The 18,419-nt window shown below is 63.1% G+C and carries 13 protein-coding genes; 10 read left to right on the top strand and 3 right to left on the bottom strand.

Annotated elements, in window-relative coordinates; all coding sequences use genetic code 11:
• Window positions 1-47: 47 nt before the first annotated feature.
• A complete protein-coding gene (locus B0G74_RS41265; protein WP_132383059.1) occupies window positions 48-770 on the bottom strand; it encodes a transcriptional regulator in 723 nt (240 codons plus the stop codon).
• Between the two features lie 280 nt (window positions 771-1,050).
• Here B0G74_RS41265 and B0G74_RS41270 point away from each other — a divergent pair, with 280 nt between their 5' ends.
• The 3 genes from B0G74_RS41270 to B0G74_RS41280 all read left to right on the top strand — a co-directional run bounded on the left by B0G74_RS41270 (window position 1,051) and on the right by B0G74_RS41280 (window position 3,060).
• Complete coding sequence (locus B0G74_RS41270; protein WP_132383061.1) at window positions 1,051-1,320, top strand: DUF4148 domain-containing protein; 270 nt, start codon at window positions 1,051-1,053, stop codon at window positions 1,318-1,320.
• 112 nt (window positions 1,321-1,432) lie between these two features.
• Entirely contained in the window at window positions 1,433-2,524 is a 1,092-nt protein-coding gene (locus tag B0G74_RS41275) for a catalase family peroxidase (protein ID WP_132383063.1), read from the top strand.
• The gene (locus B0G74_RS41280) at window positions 2,521-3,060 is read left to right on the top strand and encodes a cytochrome b (RefSeq protein WP_132383065.1); all 540 of its coding nucleotides are present in this window, start codon (window positions 2,521-2,523) and stop codon (window positions 3,058-3,060) included. Before B0G74_RS41275 ends, B0G74_RS41280 begins: the two co-directional genes overlap by 4 nt.
• 7 nt (window positions 3,061-3,067) lie before the next feature.
• Here B0G74_RS41280 and B0G74_RS41285 read toward each other — a convergent pair whose 3' ends face one another.
• Window positions 3,068-5,563 carry an FAD-dependent oxidoreductase gene (locus tag B0G74_RS41285; protein WP_132383067.1) on the bottom strand — a complete coding sequence of 832 codons (2,496 nt, stop codon included), beginning with the start codon at window positions 5,561-5,563 and terminating at the stop codon, window positions 3,068-3,070.
• A gap of 273 nt (window positions 5,564-5,836) precedes the next feature.
• Between B0G74_RS41285 and B0G74_RS41290 the strand changes: the two genes are divergently transcribed.
• The 5 genes from B0G74_RS41290 to B0G74_RS41310 all read left to right on the top strand — a co-directional run bounded on the left by B0G74_RS41290 (window position 5,837) and on the right by B0G74_RS41310 (window position 12,537).
• Complete coding sequence (locus B0G74_RS41290) at window positions 5,837-6,619, top strand: DeoR/GlpR family DNA-binding transcription regulator (protein ID WP_132383069.1); 783 nt, start codon at window positions 5,837-5,839, stop codon at window positions 6,617-6,619.
• A gap of 124 nt (window positions 6,620-6,743) precedes the next feature.
• Complete coding sequence (locus B0G74_RS41295) at window positions 6,744-10,202, top strand: DEAD/DEAH box helicase (RefSeq protein ID WP_132383071.1); 3,459 nt, start codon at window positions 6,744-6,746, stop codon at window positions 10,200-10,202.
• A 240-nt stretch (window positions 10,203-10,442) separates the two neighbouring features.
• Complete coding sequence (locus B0G74_RS41300) at window positions 10,443-10,691, top strand: hypothetical protein (RefSeq protein WP_132383073.1); 249 nt, start codon at window positions 10,443-10,445, stop codon at window positions 10,689-10,691.
• A 318-nt stretch (window positions 10,692-11,009) separates the two neighbouring features.
• Window positions 11,010-11,822 carry a peptidoglycan DD-metalloendopeptidase family protein gene (locus B0G74_RS41305; protein WP_132383075.1) on the top strand — a complete coding sequence of 271 codons (813 nt, stop codon included), beginning with the start codon at window positions 11,010-11,012 and terminating at the stop codon, window positions 11,820-11,822.
• A gap of 100 nt (window positions 11,823-11,922) precedes the next feature.
• Window positions 11,923-12,537: a septal ring lytic transglycosylase RlpA family protein gene (locus B0G74_RS41310; RefSeq protein ID WP_132383077.1), complete on the top strand. Its 615-nt coding sequence runs from the start codon at window positions 11,923-11,925 to the stop codon at window positions 12,535-12,537.
• Between the two features lie 504 nt (window positions 12,538-13,041).
• Here the strand turns inward: B0G74_RS41310 and B0G74_RS41315 are convergent.
• On the bottom strand, window positions 13,042-15,780 hold the full coding sequence (locus tag B0G74_RS41315) for a glucosidase (RefSeq protein WP_132383079.1): 2,739 nt from the start codon (window positions 15,778-15,780) through the stop codon (window positions 13,042-13,044).
• Window positions 15,781-16,580: 800 nt separating this feature from the next.
• Between B0G74_RS41315 and B0G74_RS41320 the strand changes: the two genes are divergently transcribed.
• Both B0G74_RS41320 and B0G74_RS41325 read left to right on the top strand, forming a co-directional pair.
• On the top strand, window positions 16,581-16,850 hold the full coding sequence (locus B0G74_RS41320; RefSeq protein WP_132383081.1) for a hypothetical protein: 270 nt from the start codon (window positions 16,581-16,583) through the stop codon (window positions 16,848-16,850).
• Between the two features lie 145 nt (window positions 16,851-16,995).
• On the top strand, window positions 16,996-18,408 hold the full coding sequence (locus B0G74_RS41325) for a DUF3300 domain-containing protein (protein ID WP_132383302.1): 1,413 nt from the start codon (window positions 16,996-16,998) through the stop codon (window positions 18,406-18,408).
• Window positions 18,409-18,419: the final 11 nt, after the last annotated feature.

The following is an 18,419-nucleotide window of genomic DNA, read 5'->3' on the forward strand; positions in this document are numbered from 1 at the left end:
GCCGTGGTGTCTGAAAGCGTGAAATGTGTGCCGCAGTCAACATCCTGTCATCGCATGGTCATCGCGTCGGCGGCGCGCATCAGGCCGTGGGTGCGGGCGTCGCCGGCGACCACGAAACGCTGCCGCTGCGCGGTCCACAGCAACAGGCGAATCTCGCCGATGCGTCTCGCGGACCACTGCGCCTGCGCCGGCGCGAACAGCGCCAGAGCCGACAGCAGCACCACCGGTTGATTGTCGCCGTTCAGATAGATGAATTCGCTGACCCGCTGAAGCGGGCCCAGCGCCACCACTTTTTGGTCCACGAGGCGCAACCCGATCGCCGAAAGATTCGGCGCGGACGGATCGGCGCGCGTCGGCGACGCAGCGGAAAACTGCCCGGCGGCGCTTTCGGCCAATGCCATCACCGCGGCGTTGTTCAGCGCCTGGGCGGACACCTGAGTCGCGGCGAGCCAGCCGCTTGCCACCGCCAGCGTCAGCGCGAGCGCCGCCAGCGTGTTGACCACCTTGCGGGTCCGTTTTCCCGTGTTGATGCGCTCCAACACGCGGCGCCATCCTTTGACGCGGCCCGGCACGGGTTCGTCAGTTGTTTGGAAAGCCTGCTGAATCTGCGCGTTCAGCCTGCCGTAAAACGCCACCCGGCGCGCCTCCGCCGGATCCTTGCCCAGATAGTCCCGCAGAAATGCCGCGCGCTCAGGCGTCAGCGTGCCGTCGGCGTAGGCCTGAATGTCCGCTTCGGAAAGCGGCGAATCGGAAGGGGCGTCAATGGTCATGATGTCGGCGTGCGAGGGAGTTCGGCTAGCGAAGGGGCGAACACGCACACACCCAAGTTTATTCCATATGTTCGCACGCCAATTTCAGCGCCGCAGGGCGGCCGCGAGCGCACTTTCATGCGCCCCTCAGCGCGCTGCCGAAGCACGAGCTAACCCGATTGCGCGCCGGTTTATTCCCGCTTCCGGATATGTTTTTTCTGACGCTTCGAGGCAGGAATAAAAGCCATGGACCTGTGGTTCTCCCTCATGCAAACCCGCACAAAACTCACTGGAGTTCATCATGAAGAAGATCGCTTTTGCCGCATTGTCCGTTGCTGTTCTCGCTGCTTCGTCGAGCGCTTTCGCGCAAGGCAAGACGCGTGCTGAGGTGTATCAGGAATTGATCCAGGCCCAGCAGAACGGCCTGAATTACGTCACCGATGCATCGTATCCCGACGTGAGCCCGGTGTTCGCGCAGCAGGTCGCGCAGCACAAGGAAGCACTCGCCAAAGAAGCGGCAGCCGCCAACCATGTTGCGAGCCAGGACGCGCAGGCAGGCAGCGTCAATTGAAGTGCCGATACCCCGGCGCGCGACTGGAACGGGCGCGCCGGATATCGAATGGAATAGATCGCTGCATCGCGTGTTAGCCCGGTAAGCGCATCTATCCGAGAGAGGAGTTTTCGTGGCAAAACCATCCGTTCCCAATCCCGGGCCTGTCTGCGTGCCCTGCCGACTCATCGCGATCGGCGCGGCCGTGCTGGTGCTCGCCGGCGGCTTCGCCTACACGGCGGGCTGGCTGACGCCGGCGCGTCTCACCGCACCGCGTTTCATCAACACATTCGAGGCCGTGGCCGGCCAGCCGCATCCCGGTTATCGGCGCAATCATGCCAAGGGCCTGTGTATCGAGGGCTATTTCGACAGCAACGGCGATGGCGCGGCGCTGTCCAGCGCGGCCGTGTTCGCGCCCGGCCGCACGCCGGTCACGGGCCGTTTCGCGGTGCCCGGCGGCAACCCGTCCGCGCCGGATACCAGTTCGCCCGTGCGCAGCCTCGCGTTGCTGTTCCAGTTGCAAAACGGCGAGCAGTGGCGCACCGGGATGAATTCGACGCCCGTTTTCGCGGTGCACACGCCCGAGCAGTTCTATCAGCAACTGGTGGCCGCCAAGCCCGACCCGACGACCGGCAAACCGGACCCCGCCAAACTCAAAGCGTTTTACGCGGCGAATCCCGAGACCCAGCCGTTTCAGGCGTGGGTGAAGGCCCATCCGCCTTCGTCGAGTCTGGCGAATGCCGCGTACTACAGCATCAACGCATTCCGTTTTACCGACGGCACCGGCAATACGCATGCCGTGCGCTGGGCGATGGTGCCCGAGACGCCGTACGCGCCGATCACGGACGCCGAAAAAGCCGAGAAGAATTTTCTTGAGGCCGACCTCGATCAGCGCCTGCAAAACGGCCCTCTGCGCTGGCATCTGATCCTGACCGTCGCAAAGCCCGGCGACCCCACCAACGACGCCACGCTGCAATGGCCCGACGATCGTCAACAAGTCGACGCGGGCACGCTCGTGATCGATCACACGACGTCGCAGGCAAACGGCACGTGCCGCGACGTCAACTTCGATCCGACCATCCTGCCGGCCGGCATCAAGCCGTCGGACGATCCCTTGCTGGCCGCGCGCTCGGCCGCGTACGCACTATCCTACAAGCGCCGCACACGCGAGGAAGCGTTGCATCCCGCGGTTCATCAAGCCCAGACAAACGGAGACCACTCATGAGGCCGACGCGCACCCATTTCAGTCCGCTCGCGCGCCTGTTGCATTGGACGATGGCGCCCCTGATCATCGCAATGCTGTTCATCGGCGTGGGCATGGTCGCCACTGTCTCGAGCGCGCACAACACGCTGATCGCGATTCACCGGCCGCTCGGCATTGCGTTGCTGCTGCTGGTGGTGCTGCGTGCGGGCGTGCGCCTCACACGCGGCAGCCCGCCGTTGCCCGACGATATGCCCACGCCGCAGCGGTTCGCGGCGAAGGCTTCGCATCTGGTGCTCTATGTGTTGATGGCGGCAATGCCGTTGATCGGCTGGGCGATGCTGTCCGCCGCGGGTTATCCGGTCACGCTCTACGGTCCGCTGCACTTGCCGCCGATCGCGCCGCATAACGTCGAGTTGTTCGCCTTGCTGCGCGCGTTGCACACGTGGTTTGCGTTCGCCTTGTTCGCCACCGTGCTGCTGCATCTCGCGGCGGCGCTGTTTCATGGGCTGATCCGACGCGACGGTGTGTTTTCGAGCATGGCGCGCGGCGAGCGTTAGTTCTTCTTTAGCGCTTCACGCGTTCCGAGCGCGGATCGTAAGGCGCTTTCAGATGCAGCGTTGCCGGCAGCAGTTCGCCGGCGACGTCGATCGCATAGCGGCCGCTGTTCAGATAGGCGGCATCCGCTGCGCCCTCGGGATTGTTCACATAGCCCATCGCCACAGGACAGCCGAGCGTGTGGCCGAACGCCGCCGAACTCACGAAGCCCACTGGCTTACCGTCGCGCAGAATCGCTTCACCGCCCCATAGCATGCGATCCGCGGCGCCGTCGGCGGTCAGTACGACCATGCGTCTGCGTGGCGGTTCGGCGCGCAATTTCAGCAGCGCGTCGCGGCCGCGAAACGCCATGTTCTTGTCGAGCTTGCACGCGAACGACAGTCCCGCTTCGAACGGATTCGTATCCGGCGTGAGTTCGCGGCCCCATGCGCGATAACCTTTTTCGATGCGCAAAGAGTCGATTGCATAGTAGCCCGCGTTGACGAGGCCGAACGCTTTACCCGCGGCGCGCAGCATCTCGTACACGCCGACCGCGAATTCCACCGGCACATACAGTTCCCAGCCGAGCTCGCCGACGTAGGTGAGGCGGGTGGCCCGCACCGTCGCGTAACCGAGGTCGACCTCGCGGCTCTGGCCGAACGCGAACGCTTCGTTGCTCCAATCCGCTTTCGACACGCTTTGCAGCAGTTCGCGCGAACGCGGGCCCATCACGGCGAGCACGGCATACTGGCCGGTCACGTCGACGAGCGTGCAGTGTTTGTCGTGTGGAATGGCCTTGTCGATCATGTCGAAGTCGCGCGTGGTTTGCGCGGTGCCGGTGACGAGCAGGTATTGATCGTCGGCGAGGCGCGTGAGCGTGAAGTCCGATTCGTAGCCGCCGCGCTCGTTGAGCATGGCGGTGTAGACGGTGGTGCCGGTCGGCACATCCACGTCGTTGGCGACGATGCCTTGCAGCACGTTTTGCGCGTCGCGTCCCTTGACGAGAAATTTGGAGAACGACGTCATGTCGAACAGCGCGACGCCTTCGCGGCACGCGCGGTGTTCGGCGCCGCTCCAGGGCAGCCAGTTCTGCTGGCCGAATGCGTACTCGATTCTGGCCTCTTGCGGCGAAGGCGCAAAAAAGTTGGCGCGTTCCCAGCCCATCTTGCTGCCGAAACACGCGCCTTCGTCACGCAGCAGCGAATACAGCGGCGAGCGGCGAAACGGCCGCGCGCTGTCGAGTTCGCGATTCGGCCACGGCATCGCATAGTGCAGACCGAGCGTTTCCTTCACGCGGTCGTGCAGCCACGTGTCGTTGCCGTTGAAGCGCGCGAAGCGGCGAATGTCGACCGGCCACAGATCCATGGTCGGCTCGCCTGCCACGATCCATTCCGCGAGTGCCATGCCGGCGCCGCCCGCCGAGGCGATCCCCATCGAATTGAAACCCGCGCCGACGAAAAAGCGCCGCAGTTCGGGCGCTTCACCGAGCATGAAGTTGTTGTCCGGCGTGAACGATTCGGGGCCGTTGTAGAACTGCTTCACCTGAGCCGTTTCGAGCGCGGGCACGCGCTGCAACGCATTTTCCATCAGGATTTCGAACTGATCCCAATCGTCCGGCAGCAGTTGAAACTCGAAATTCTCGGGGATGCCGTTCATGCCCCACGGCTTCGCATCCGGTTCGAAACCGCCCATCACGAGGCCGCCCACTTCTTCCTTGAAGTAGATGAAACCGTCCGGGTCGCGCATCACCGGCAGGTCCGGATGCACGCCGGCAATCTGTTCCGTGACGATGTAGTAGTGCTCGGCCGAGTGCAGCGGCACGGTCACGCCGCACAAGCGTCCGACGGCTTTGGCCCACTGACCCGCGCAATTCACCACGATATCCGCGCCGAGCGTGCCTTCCTCGCCATCCTTGTTGCGCCAGGCGAGGCCGCTGACCTCGCGCGCGCCGCTCGCTTTGCCGTCTTGCGCGGTGCGCGTGTGGATCGCCATAACGCGGGTGTTTTCGACGATGCGCGCGCCGCGCTGGCGGGCGCCCCGGGCGAGGGCCTGGGTCAGATCGGTGGGATTCGCCTTGCCGTCGCCGGGCAGCCAGACCGCGCCGAGCAGGTCGTCCGTGCGCATGACCGGCCACAGGTCGCCGGCTTCGCGCGGGCTGATCACGTCGCAGGCCACGCCATAGGCGCGCGCGACGGCGGCGGTGCGTTTGAGCTGCGTCATCCGCGCGGACGTGCGGGCCACCGAGAGCGAGCCGCATTGCTTCCAGCCGGTGGCGAGGCCGGTGTCCGCTTCGAGTTCGGCGTACAGCGCGGTCGAATAGCGGATCAGCTTCGTCATGCTCTCTTGGGCGCGCAACTGGCCGACGAGCCCGGCCGCGTGCCAGGTCGTGCCGCACGACAGTTGGCCCTGTTCGAGCAACACCACATCGGTCCAACCTAGCTTCGTCAAGTGGTAGGCGACCGAGCAGCCGATGATCCCGCCGCCGACAATGACGACGCGAGCGTGAGTGGGAATGGATGTGGACATGTGTGGATATGCGTGGATCAGGTGCGTGTAGATTGCCGTAAAAAGACACGAAATGCAACGAATACACAGCCTTGTTGTGATTCGGGCGGCGTCATGCAGCGGTCATACGACCGTGCGCCTTCCGGAAGGGTACGGCCACTCCGGCCTTGCTTCAGAAGGAGAAAGTTCATAGTGCGCCTTAAAAATGTGGTTTTAGTTGGAAATGTGTGGCTATTCAATCCGTAAAACTGTGTCTTTTGCTAGACTGCAGTGAATCCTCACCGCCCAATCGCCATGTTCTCCAACCAGCGCCAAGCCGAAATCCTGCGACTCGTCCGCGAGCAGCGCACCTGCACGATCACCGATCTCGCCGGCCGTTTCGCCGTCTCCGACGAGACCATCCGCCGCAACATCAAGCCGTTGATCGCGGACGGCCTGCTAATCAAAGTTCACGGCGGCATCATGCTGCCGGAGCGTCTCGACGAGCCGCCGTTCCAGCGGCGCATGACGGCGAGCCTCGAGGGCAAGCGGGCAATCGGCGCGCGGATCGGCGAACTGGTGCGGGACGGCGATTCGCTGATCCTTGAAGGCGGCACGACGTGCCTGCATATTGCACAGGCGCTCGCTGCCCGTTCGCGGCTCACGGTCGTGACCAATTCCATCGAAGTCGCGCGCGTGCTGGCGCCGCGCAACGGCAACCGGGTGTTCGTCGCGGGCGGCGAGCTGCGGCCGGACGACTGCGCCGCGGTTGGCGACAGCGTGCTGGCGTTCCTGCGCCAGTTCCACGTGCGCTACGCGATCGTCTCGGTCACCGCGATCGACATGCAGGGACGTTTCATGGACGCGCTGCCCGCCGACGTGGCGTTTTCGCTGGCGGCGTTCGCCCAGGCCGAACGGCGCGTGGTCGCGGCGGATCACGCGAAATTCGGCCACAGCGCGCTGGTGCACGCGTTCGGCGCGGACGCCGTCGATCTGCTGGTGACGGATGAAGCACCGGCGCCCGCATTGGCTCAGGTGTTCGCGGCGGCGGGGGTGGATGTGGAAGTGGGCACACAGCCAATTTCGTCCAACGCGTAAAATGGCCGGTTATCACGGGCAATCGATGCCGCAGAGACATTCACCGGCCGGCGCCAGCCGCGCTCTGTCGAGCTGATTCTGTCCGCGCGCTTGCCCAAGCCGGCTTGAATAGGATTGGACGTCGATGTCGTCAGTTTTCTTTGATCGGGAACGGATTGCAGAATGGCTGGGGGACCACACCGTCGCCAAGGCGCGCTCGGTCGGCCCCATCGCCAATGTGAAATGGCACGGCGCCACGCTGAGCGGCGACGTGCAGGGCACGCGGACGCTTCCCTACAAAACGCGGGTACGGTTTCGGACCGACGGCGGTTCCCCTTGGGCGCAGAGCGACTGCACGTGTCCGGTCGGGCGCAACTGCAAGCATGTCGCCGCGCTGCTGCTCGCCGAACTCGACTATCACGACGAGATGGACCACATCACCCATGTCGAACTCGACGACGGCGATTCGGCGCGCGATCTGCCGCCGAAGCCGATGGCGCACATGGGACAGCCTTCAGGCGTGCGGCCCGAACTGGTCAGTTGGCTCGAACGTTTTCGCGCCCGCGCCGAGGCTGCGGACGCCGACGCCCAGAAGGCGAGCGCCCCGCGCACCCAGACGCTCGCATACCGGCTGAACTGGTCCAACTTCCACATGCGCCACGAGGTGGTGCTGTACCGCGCGCGCTGCAATCCGGACGGCGCGGTTGTCGAAGTGGACGAACCTTGGGGCAATGTCGAGACGGCGCTGCTCAAGCAGCCGAAATTCGTCTCCGACGAAGACCTGTCGATCCTGCGCGGCCTGTGGCTCGGCCGCTCCCGTGAGGACTTCGGCCAGTTCATCCTGCGCGGCACGAGCGGCGCGGAGATGCTGCAGAAACTGATCGCGACGGGGCGGCTCTTCGTCGACTTCAATCCCGCGCCCGGTCAAGCGGGACCAACCGCGCTCTCGCGCGGCGCCGACCGACCCGGCCGGATCGAATGGGAGCCGCTCGCCGACGAGCGCCTGCGGCCCGTGCTGTGCACCGAGCCGCGCGCCAGCATGGTGCTGCCGACCGAGCCGGTCTGGTACGTGGATGGCGTCGCGAATGAGGCGGGCATCGTTCAGTCGTCGCTGCCGTTCCAGCAGTTGCCCGACTACCTCGCCATGCCGCCGATCTCGCTCGCCGAAGCGCCGCTGGTCGCCTCGGTGCTGCGCGAGATCGCGCCCGAGTTGCCGCTGCCGCCCACGCACGACGCGTCCGCGATTCGCGTGATCGACGTCGAGCCCGTGCCCGTGCTCTCGCTCAACAGTCATGCGCTGCCGTCGTCGGCGAGCAAGGCGGGGCTGCGTCAATCCGGAGCGGTCGAGTTGGCCGGCGTGAGTTTCGATTACGACGGCGTGAGCATCAACGTGGACAGCAGCGTGACGCTCGTGCCGATGCCGGGCGGCGATGTGATTCATATCCGCCGCCGCTACGAGGCCGAGAAAAAACGTCTGCTCGAACTGCGCAAGACGGGTTTGCAGAAGGTGCCGACCAGCCGGGTCTACGCATCGCGCCTGCTGCCCGACACCATGCTCGGCCTGCCCGATGCCGAAGCGTGGTCCGCGTTCGTCAACGACGCCGTGCCCGACCTCGTGAGCAAAGGCTGGCGCGTGACGATGGCGCCGGAGTTCCGCTACAACGTCATCGAGATCGACGCGATCGAAGGCACCGCGCATCAGGCCGGCGACGGCTGGTTCGATCTGGAGATGGGCATCCGCATCGGCGAGCGCAACGTGCGGCTCGAGCCGCTGCTCGCCGACCTGTTCCGGCGCGACCGGCGCTGGCTGAGCGGCGCGCTCGAAAGCATCGCCGACGACGAACCGATCGAGCTGAAGACCGAGGAGAACAAACGTCTGCGCTTGCGCGCCAACCGTCTGAAGCCGGTGGTGCGTGTACTCGTCGATCTGTTCGACGCGCTCGGCGGCTCGCTCGCGGAGGGTGCGCCGCTGCGCGTGGCATCCGTCGATGCCGGTCGACTGGAAGCGTTGAACGGCACGGGCCGCTGGCAATTTCGCGGCGAAGATTCGATCCGGCAACTCGCGCAGCGTCTGCAAGCCGGGCCGGGTTTGCGCGAGGTGCCGGTGCCGCGCGGCCTGAAGGCCGAACTACGGACCTATCAGCACCAAGGCCTGAACTGGATGCAGTTTTTGCGCGAGCAGAACCTCGCCGGCGTGCTCGCCGACGACATGGGTCTGGGCAAGACCGTGCAGACGCTCGCGCATATCCTCGCGGAAAAAGAAGCGGGGCGTCTGACGCGGCCGGCGCTGATCGTCGTGCCGACCACGCTCGTGCACAACTGGCGCGAAGAAGCGCGCCGCTTCGCACCCGAACTCAAGGTGCTGGTGCTCAATGGTCCGCAGCGCAAGGAGCGCTTCGAACAGATCGCCGGGCACGAACTGATTCTGACCACGTACGCGCTGCTATGGCGCGATCAGAAGGTGCTCGCCGAGCATGACTATCACTTGCTGATTCTCGACGAAGCGCAGTACGTGAAGAACGCCACCACCAAAGCCGCGCAGGCGATTCGCGGGCTGCGCGCGTCGCATCGGCTGTGTCTGACGGGCACGCCGCTGGAGAATCATCTCGGCGAGCTGTGGTCGCAGTTCGATTTTCTGTTGCCGGGCTTTCTCGGCAGCCAGAAAGACTTCACCAAACGCTGGCGCAATCCGATCGAGAAGAATGGCGACGGCGTGCGCCGCGCGTTGCTGGCGCGCCGCATCCGGCCGTTCATGCTGCGCCGTCGCAAGGACGAGGTCGCCAAGGAACTGCCGGCCAAGACCACGATCCTGTGCTCGGTGGACCTGGAAGGCGCGCAGCGCGATCTCTACGAAACCGTGCGCACGGCGATGCAGGAGAAAGTGCGCGCCGCCGTCAGCGCGCAAGGCCTCGCGCGCAGCCACATCATCGTGCTCGATGCCTTGCTGAAGCTGCGCCAGGTGTGCTGCGATCCGCGACTCGTCCGGACCCTGAAGGCGGCCGGCGAGGCCGGTGAGGCAGGCGAGAAACGCGACAGAACGGACCGGGTCGAGAAGGGTGCGCGCGCCATGCGTTCGGCCAAGCTCGACCTGCTCCTGTCGATGCTGCCGGAACTGATCGAGGAAGGGCGCCGCGTGCTGCTGTTCTCGCAGTTCACGGGCATGTTGGCGCTGATTGCTGAAGCGCTCGAAGAAGCCGCGATTCCCTATGTGATTCTCACCGGTGACACGACAGACCGCGTCACGCCGGTCGAACGTTTTCAGCAGGGCGAGGTGCCGCTGTTCCTGATCAGCCTCAAGGCGGGCGGTGTCGGCCTGAACCTGACCGCCGCCGACACGGTGATCCACTACGACCCGTGGTGGAATCCGGCGGCAGAGAATCAGGCAACCGATCGCGCGCATCGGCTCGGGCAGGACAAGCCCGTGTTCGTCTACAAGCTGATTGCGGCGGGCAGCATCGAGGAAAAGATCGTGGAGTTGCAGGAGCAGAAGGCCGGGCTTGCGGACAGCATTCTTTCCGAAGACGCCGCCGGCGCCGCCAAGTTCTCGGACGACGATCTCGACGCGCTGTTCGCGCCGATGCCTGAGATCGAAGGCGGCCGGTAAGAGCCGGCGTTCCAGAAATCCATCTCGAAACGTCCGGCGCGCATGCCGCGCCGCGCGACGTTGCGCCTGTTCGCGGGCGCTCAAATATCTCCAGATTTGATGGTGCCGTGAGCGAAAGCGTGACAAGTGGTCAAGGAACGTCCTGTTCCCGACGATGCCGTCAACGCTTTGTCCTGACACTCGTTGAACACGCGGCCGTGAAGCGGTCAGTCAACGCAGTTCGTTAAGGAAATACCATCCATGAAGAAGCACATTTTCGCCGTTACCGTCGCGGGTCTGTTCTCGATCGGCGCATTCGCCCAGGCATCCACGCCGGTCGACGCATCGTCGCAAGCAGGCGTGGCTACGCAGGAAGCCTCGGCGCCGGCTGCGAAGCATCACCACAAGAAGAAGCATCACAAGCACGCGCATCGCCATCAGGCTGCGTCGGCTGCTAGCGGCGCGCAAGCCGCTGCGTCGAATGACGGCGCGGCGCCAATCAAGCCGTAAGCATCGGCCGACGATGCGAGGATGCGGGCCGATGCAGGTCGTCGGCCCGTCCTTCATCGCTTTTGGAATCGCAAGGCGTGAGGCGAAGATCAGCGGCAAATCGATGCGAGCTGCAATCACGCATCGCTTGCACGCGCGCTGCTTGTTGCCCGTTGGACCACGCGACGAACCACGGATGCCGATGCTTTGCGAGAACCGTCACACACGCCACCGAATGAATAGCTGGCCGCCATAGCAACGCGCGCCGACACCACACCGCATGCCTGCAGTCGCGGCAAGCGCGGCTAGCCACCCACGCGATTTACCCGGATCTCCCCGATGAAAATCTGTTCGTCCCGCTTTGCCAAATCGGGCTTTTCCATGCTATTAGCGCTGTTGCTGGCCGCGTCGTTGGCGGGCTGCGCGCTGGCCAGGCCGGGAGCACAGCCGGCCGCTCCGGTCTATGCCGTTGACGTGCCGGCGCACGTGTCCGCGCCTGCGCCTTTGCCTACTCCCGCATCCATTTCGCAAGTCCCTGCCGGCTTCTACCGCGTCAATCCCGGCGACACGCAGATCGGCGTTTCCAAGGCGTTCGGTCGCGAGGCTTCGGCGCTCGCGCAGTGGAACCGCTTGTCGCCCGCTGACGGCCTGCGTGTCGGCCAGGTGCTGCGCGTCGCGCCGCCGCTGGGTGCCGGTGCCTCGCCCGCAGCCAGCGCGCCATCGAACTCACTCGCGCAAGCGCGCGCGCTCTTCGCGGATAGCCCGAGCGAGGCTGCGTCCACAAAGGCACGACTCGCGTGGCCGGTGAGTGGCCCCGTGACCGCGCCGTTCGTGTCGGGCAAGACGAAGGGGATCGTGATGGGCGGGCGCGTCGGCGAACCGGTGCGGGCGGCATCGGGCGGCCGCGTGGTTTATGCGGGAGGCCGGATCGCGGCGTACGGCAAGCTGATCATCATCAAGCACGACGCGCATGTGTTGACCGCATACGGCAACAACCGCGCGTTGCTCGTCAAGGAAGGCACGGACGTCAAGGCAGGCGAGGCGATCGCAGAAATGGGCGCGGACGACAAAGGCCAGGCATCGCTGCGCTTCGAAGTGCGCGCGGACGGCAAACCGGTCGATCCGCTCAAGTACCTTCCAAAACGCCAGTAACGCGGCGCGTTCGCGGCCTCGCCGCTCATCTGACCTTGACCTTGACCTCGAACGCGACGCGGAGCCTGCCGCATGCAGAGCGCCGCGCGACGTGATGCTTATGAATTTCTATCTACATTGCTTTGGCACGGGCCGGCGCGCGTCGACAGTCTTGCTGCTCGGCGCGTTGCTCATGCTTGCCGGATGTGCGCAGCCCGGCATCGGTCGCGAATCGCTCAGTGGCGGCGCTGCCGCCGCACGCAACGGTCAACGTGCAACAACACAACATGCGGCACGAACCGGCGACATCGACACATCGCGCGCATCGGACACTGCGAGCGAGGGATCGTCACCTGGTCCTTTGGCGAACGACGATGCCGCATCGACCACGCCCGTCTGCGCGTGCGGCAACACTTTCCGGCAAACGGGCATAGCAACGTGGTACGGCAAGCGGTTCCACGGACGCCGCACCGCGAGTGGCGAGCGCTACGACATGCACGCGCTCACCGCGGCGCATCGCACTCTGCCGTTGGGCGCCTGCGTGCGAGTGACGGCGCTCGGCGGCGCGCGCTCGGTGATCGTTCGCATCAACGATCGCGGCCCGTTCGTGCGCGGACGGATCATCGATCTATCGTATGCCGCCGCGCAGGCGCTCGGCGTCGGTTCGGCGGGCAACGCGCAGGTGACGCTGGAACGCGTCGTTGCGGCACGCCGCTGCATGGAAACCGGCGCCTGATGCTGATCGTGATTACGAGAGAAGGGAAGCGCGAACATGTGGCCAATTGATTAAAGGCCGTCGTCGTATTGCGAGCCCCGCGTCGACTGTAACAAAACCTCTGCGTATGTAAATTATCAGTTGCGGACGCTTCAATTCATACGATTTTCAGCGCAGATGGCGCAACGTTTCTATGCGGTCGCGGTTTAGGTCCGACGTAATAACTACCTGGCCGCCAGTTACAAAAGCAGTTCTTTCATCTTGAGGTCAATTTTCTGACCGGCTAATTTGTGTTCACTCGTGCGGCTAGACCCCCGCGAGCGTGTGATGTTTTGAGCGGCGTCGGCCTCCGGATTGAGACGACGCCGCATTTTTTTGTCTGGATCGCGAGCCTGGTGGATTAGCAATCTTTCAACAATCGTGCAGCGCCTTTTTGAGCAACGATGCGCGAGACAACGCACTGAATCAGATACGTGTACTGGCTAAAACAACGCCCGGAAACGTACGTCGGAAATAGTTGCTCCGTCACCTTTGATTTGCGGCTTCTCCGCCAATCTGTTCTTTGACGACTCTTGCCATTAGCTGCACGCGTTCTGTTTCAAGCAGAGACTTTGCATCGATGCGTCCAAACAGATCGAGGAGAGGGGCCGCGAGCCCCGTCCATCCGGTCTGGTGGCTGGCGCCAAGGCCCGCGCCGTTGTCACCGTGGAAGTACTCGTAGAACAGGATCAGGTCGCGCCAGTGCGGATCGTGCTGAAATTTCGCCGATCCACCATAGACCGGCCTTTGTCCATGCTCATCTCGCAAGAACGTGCCGGTGAGCCGCCGAACAATCTCCTGGGCTACCTCGAACAGTGTCATCTGTGGCCCGGTACCCGTGGGACATTGAACCTTGAACTCGTCGCCGTAAAAGCTGTACAGATTCACCAGCGCCCGAACGATGAGCATATTGACCGGCATCCAGACCGGACCGCGCCAGTTGGAATTGCCTCCGAACATGCCGGTATTCGATTCGGCGGGCAGGTACTGTACTTTGTATTCCTGCCCACCGACATTGAGAACGAACGGATGCTCCAGGTGATAGCGCGAGAGCGAACGAATGCCGTGCGGCCCAAGAAATTCGTTCTCGTCGAGAAGATACCCAAGCACACGCTCGAGTTTCTTTTTATTGAGGATAGACAGCAGACGCCTTTCCTTATAGCCGATGAAACCCGCTTCCGTCGGGGCAATCTGGGCAATCAACTCGGGGTGACGTGTTCGAAACTGAGCCATCAGTTCCATCAGCTTCGGATAGCGAGTGGCGGAATCCGCTTCGAACACCGTCGACGCGCACAGCGGCAACAGTCCTACCATCGACCTCACTTTCAAGCGGGTCGCCTGGCCGTCAGGGAGGCGCAGTAGATCATAGAAAAAGCCGTCTTCCTCGTCCCACATCTCGTCGTGATGTTCGCCGCGGCGGTCCATCGCATAGGCAATCCACATAAAATGCCGGACAAACTTGAAGGCGATCTCTTCGTAGATGGGATCGTACTCGGACAGGATGATGGCCATCTCCAGCATGTTCTGGCAATAAAACGCCATCCACGCCGTGCCGTCAGCCTGCTCCAGCACTCCACCGGTCGGAAGCTGCGCGCTGCGGTCGAAGACACCGATATTGTCGAGACCGAGAAAGCCGCCGGCGAAGACGTTGCGTCCGCTGGGGTCCTTGCGATTGACCCACCAGTTGAAATTGAGCATCAAACCCTGAAACGATCGCTCGAGGAACCGCGGATCAGCCCGGCCCAGCTGTTTCTCGTATTTGTATAGCCAGAGTGTCGCGGCGGCGTGCACCGGCGGATTCACGTCGCTGAAGTTCCACTCGTAAGCCGGAATTTGCCCACTCGGGTGGAAGTACAGGCTTCGCAGCATCAGCAGCAGTTGCTCCTTGGCGAAATCGAAATCCACCAGCGCCAGCGAGATAGTGTGGAAGGCCAGATCCCAGGCCGCGTACCAAGGATATTCCCACTTGTCCGGCATGGAGATCACGTCGGCGTTCAACATGTGGAACCAGTCTGTGTTGCGCACATCGCGACGGGCGGTCTCGAGCAAAGGATGGCTCTTGTGCTCACGCAGCCACTTGTCCAGATCGAAGTAGTAATACTGCTTGCTCCATAACATGCCTGCCAGCGCCTGGCGGTGCACACGGCGTTGATCGTCTGTCAGCGATTTTGGTGCAATCCGTTGGTAAAACTCATCGGCGTCGGCGATCCGGCTCTCGACTATCCCGTCGAAACCGTCGAAGGGCTCGTTCATTCTGGTTGCCGTCAACCGTAGGCGGATCGTCCTGCTTTCTCCACCAGCCAACTCGACGATATAGTGAACGGCGGCCTTCGTTCCCGTCTTTGCTGGACTTACCGCATCGGTCTGCTTCGAGATAATGTAGTTGTGAAAAGCATCCTTGACATAAGGAGACGCGTTGGGCTCGCCCCACAGATGCTGCGCATTACTCTCGTTCTCGGTGAACAACGACTCCGGGGCACCCTCGCAATAGAGCCAGTACTGGCCCAGTTCATGATGGGTTCCGCAAATCGTACCCGTTCCATCTTCACACAGCGACGGCTTGCGGTCATCGTCTCCCCAGGACCAGGTATTGCGGAACCATAGCGTTGGCAATACTCTTAACGGTACGCGCTCCGGCCCGCGGTTGTGCACCGAAATCCGGACAAGGATGTCGTCAGGATCTGCCTTGGCGTATTCGACGAATACATCGAAATACCGGTCATCGTCGAAGACACCGGTATCGAGCAACTCGTACTCAAACTCTTCCCGTGAACGCTTCCCGTTGGTCTCGACCAGGTCCCGGTAGGGATACTCCCGCTGCGGGTATTTGTAGAGGTACTTCATGTAGGAGTGGGTGGGCGTGCTGTCGAGGTAGAAGTAATACTCCTTGACGTCCTCTCCATGGTTGCCCTCGCCATTCGTGAGGCCGAAGAGGCGCTCCTTCAGAATCGGGTCGCGCTCGTTCCATAGCGCCAATGCAAAGCACAGCCGTTGCTGGTCGTCGCACAGTCCGCCGAGTCCGTCCTCTCCCCACTTGTAGGCGCGTGAGCGCGCCTCGTCATGAGTGAAGTAATTCCAGGCGTCGCCGTTATCGCTATAGTCCTCTCTGACCGTTCCCCACTGCCTCTCACTTAGATAAGGCCCCCACTTTTTCCACGGGATTTGTGCCTCGCGCGCTTCGTTCAAGCGTACTTGCTCCGTCACATCCACAACTTGCGCGGCCATGGCTTTTCCTCCGCTACGGGTGAACGAATTCGGCTCGACATCCCAAGCGGATCAGGGCGTTTCAGGCGAACGTACGGCATGCCGGCCAGCGCCAGTCTCGTTGACCCCGACGATTGCGTTCGAACTCGATCTAAAGGCTTGCGGAACGCTGATCGTCGAGGCTTTCCATACTTAACCGGATTGGTGTCGCTTGAATGACACGGGCCTGCGAACTGAATGACACAGGCGTCTCGCTACCATGAAAAAAACAGTAGCGATGCCGTTCATCCGGATGGTCGTTGAATCCATTTAGATTCCTAAATGATCAACCATGAGGTGGGTACGGACAATAAGACTTTGGTCGCACGGTTTATCGAATATTTCAGTTCCCTTCCATCGAGAAGCGGCAGCATTTCCGAAGTGGGACGAGGCGATCAAAAAAGCGGATCGACCAGGAAGGACGACGTCTCGCTGCAACGCGGAATCGCAGAATCGCAGATTGGCAGGCCGTACGAGCCGTCCCGCAGGATCTGTTTCCTGGGACTGTGCGCAACGCTGCGGACTGTGGCAGCCAACTGATCCCTACATTTGCGCCGGGCCAGTATGGGACCAAAGGCTCATTGTCACTGAACAATCCCGTGTCCGATAATGAAGTGTGAGAGGCCCGCGAGGCAAAAAGATCACGCGGTTCGGAATTACGTTTCCATACAGGTGACTGACGTCCGCCGTGCTGGCGCTCGAAGTCATGGTTTTCACCTGGCGGAGCGAATTTGGCCGGTCGGCCTACCGTCGCCCCGCAACCCGTCCAGTTCGAGGTTCCCGTGAAGAAAATCATTGCAACGTTCCTGCTGTGCACCGGCGTGCTTGCCACGACGAGTTGGGCACAGACTGCTAGTGGGCCCGCGGCGAACGCGGCACCAGGCGGCAATTCGGATGAGATCGTGAAGATGCATCAGCAGGTTGCCGCAGCCAACAGAGCGTATGACCGGAAAGTCAGCGCAGCGAAAAGAGTCTACAACGAGCAGAAGGCAGCTGCGGCAAAGGTCCGCGACGAAGCCATTGCTGCGGCCCATAGCGGCGTGGATCAATAGACCAGTTCGGTTGCCGCTCAGCGACCCGTCATCTATCCATCGAAGGGGAAAAGTCCACAGCTTCGAAAAATAACACTACCCCGTGCCGGGCATGGGCGATGCAAACGACCGATGTTCGCGCGGTTGTGGGTTGGAGGGAGTAGCCATGAATCGGTGGAGTGAAAGACTGTCGCAAGTGGTCTGCATATGGTTTGTCGCTGTCGTGATGATGGGTTCGAGCGGGGTGAGCGCCCAGAATCCACCGCAGCAGCCGACCTTCAAGCCAGAGGAGATCGAGGCGCTGGTTGCACCAATCGCACTCTATCCCGACTCTCTTTTATCTCAGGTACTGATGGCCTCCACCTATCCACTGGAAATCGTGCATGCCGCGCGCTGGGTCAAGTCCAATCCGAACATCAAAGGTGACGCCGCAGTGAAGGCGGTAGAGGGGCAGCCTTGGGATGTCAGCGTGAAATCGCTGGTCGCGTTTCCGCAGGTTCTCGAGCCGATGAACGACAAGCTCGACTGGACCCAGAAACTGGGCGACGCCTTCCTCGCGCAGGAAAGCGACGTGCTCGCTGCGGTACAGCGACTGCGCTCGCGCGCTGAGAAATCGGGCAACCTGAAGTCCAATGAGCAACAGAAGGTGATCTCGGAGCCTGCGCCGGCGGGTGGGCAAGCCGCGCAGACCATCGTGCGCATCGAACCGGCGAACCCGGAGGTGATCTACGTGCCGGCCTACAACCCGACCGTTGTGTACGGCGCATGGAGCTATCCGACCTATCCTCCGTACTACTGGCCACCGTCCCCGGCTTACTATCCCGGCGCCGCACTCGCCACTGGATTTGCCTGGGGCGTCGGCCTTGCCGCGGCGGGAGCAATCTTCGGCAACTGCAACTGGGGTGGTGGAGACGTCAATATCAACGTCAACAAGGCCGCCAATATCGATCGCAACTTTGATCGCACCAAAGTTCAGGGCGGCGGCAAGTGGCAGCATGATGCCAGCCATCGTCAGGGCGTCGCCTATCGTGATAACGCGTCCCGCGAGAAGTTCGCCAATAATGTCTCCGGCGCCGACGCGCGCGGTGACTTCCGTGGCCGCACCGGTGACGCAGGCGACCGGGCCGGCGCCGGCAACCGCGCGGGCGGCGCGAACAATGCCGGCGTAGGCGACCGCGCAGGTGGCGCGAACAACGCCGGCGTGGGCAACCGCGCGGGCGGCGCGAACAATGCCGGCGTAGGCGACCGCGCTGGTGGCGCGAACAACGCCGGCGTGGGCAACCGCGCAGGTGGCGCGAACAACGCCGGCGTGGGCGACCGCGGTGGTGGAGGGACGACTGGAGGCTTCGGCAATCGTGCTGACGGAGCGAATACTGCCGGTGCCGGCAATCGCGCGGCAGTGTCCGATCGGACCGGTACCGGAGCCGGCCGCGACAGTGCCTTCCAGGGTGTGGGCGGCGGTGGCGCCTCACAGCGAGACTTCAACCGGGGCCAGGCCAGCGCGCGGTCTTCCGGCTTCAATAGAACGGGCGGCGGGGGCGGGATGCGCTCGGGTGGTGGCGGACGTGGCAGACGCTAGGGAGGCACGAG

The organism is Paraburkholderia sp. BL9I2N2 (assembly GCF_004339745.1).
In the GTDB taxonomy this organism is placed as follows: Bacteria; Pseudomonadota; Gammaproteobacteria; order Burkholderiales; family Burkholderiaceae; genus Paraburkholderia.

Excerpts from the sequence above, each read along its gene's own strand:
- B0G74_RS41270 (WP_132383061.1), top strand. The coding sequence starts at position 1,051 with ATGAAGAAGATCGCTTTTGCCGCATTGTCCGTTGCTGTTCTCGCTGCT.
- B0G74_RS41300 (WP_132383073.1), top strand. The coding sequence starts at position 10,443 with ATGAAGAAGCACATTTTCGCCGTTACCGTCGCGGGTCTGTTCTCGATC.
- B0G74_RS41290 (WP_132383069.1), top strand. The coding sequence starts at position 5,837 with ATGTTCTCCAACCAGCGCCAAGCCGAAATCCTGCGACTCGTCCGCGAG.
- B0G74_RS41305 (WP_132383075.1), top strand. The coding sequence starts at position 11,010 with ATGAAAATCTGTTCGTCCCGCTTTGCCAAATCGGGCTTTTCCATGCTA.
- B0G74_RS41265 (WP_132383059.1), bottom strand. The coding sequence starts at position 770 with ATGACCATTGACGCCCCTTCCGATTCGCCGCTTTCCGAAGCGGACATT.
- B0G74_RS41310 (WP_132383077.1), top strand. The coding sequence starts at position 11,923 with ATGAATTTCTATCTACATTGCTTTGGCACGGGCCGGCGCGCGTCGACA.
- B0G74_RS41295 (WP_132383071.1), top strand. The coding sequence starts at position 6,744 with ATGTCGTCAGTTTTCTTTGATCGGGAACGGATTGCAGAATGGCTGGGG.
- B0G74_RS41285 (WP_132383067.1), bottom strand. The coding sequence starts at position 5,563 with ATGTCCACATCCATTCCCACTCACGCTCGCGTCGTCATTGTCGGCGGC.
- B0G74_RS41280 (WP_132383065.1), top strand. The coding sequence starts at position 2,521 with ATGAGGCCGACGCGCACCCATTTCAGTCCGCTCGCGCGCCTGTTGCAT.
- B0G74_RS41315 (WP_132383079.1), bottom strand. The coding sequence starts at position 15,780 with ATGGCCGCGCAAGTTGTGGATGTGACGGAGCAAGTACGCTTGAACGAA.
- B0G74_RS41325 (WP_132383302.1), top strand. The coding sequence starts at position 16,996 with ATGAATCGGTGGAGTGAAAGACTGTCGCAAGTGGTCTGCATATGGTTT.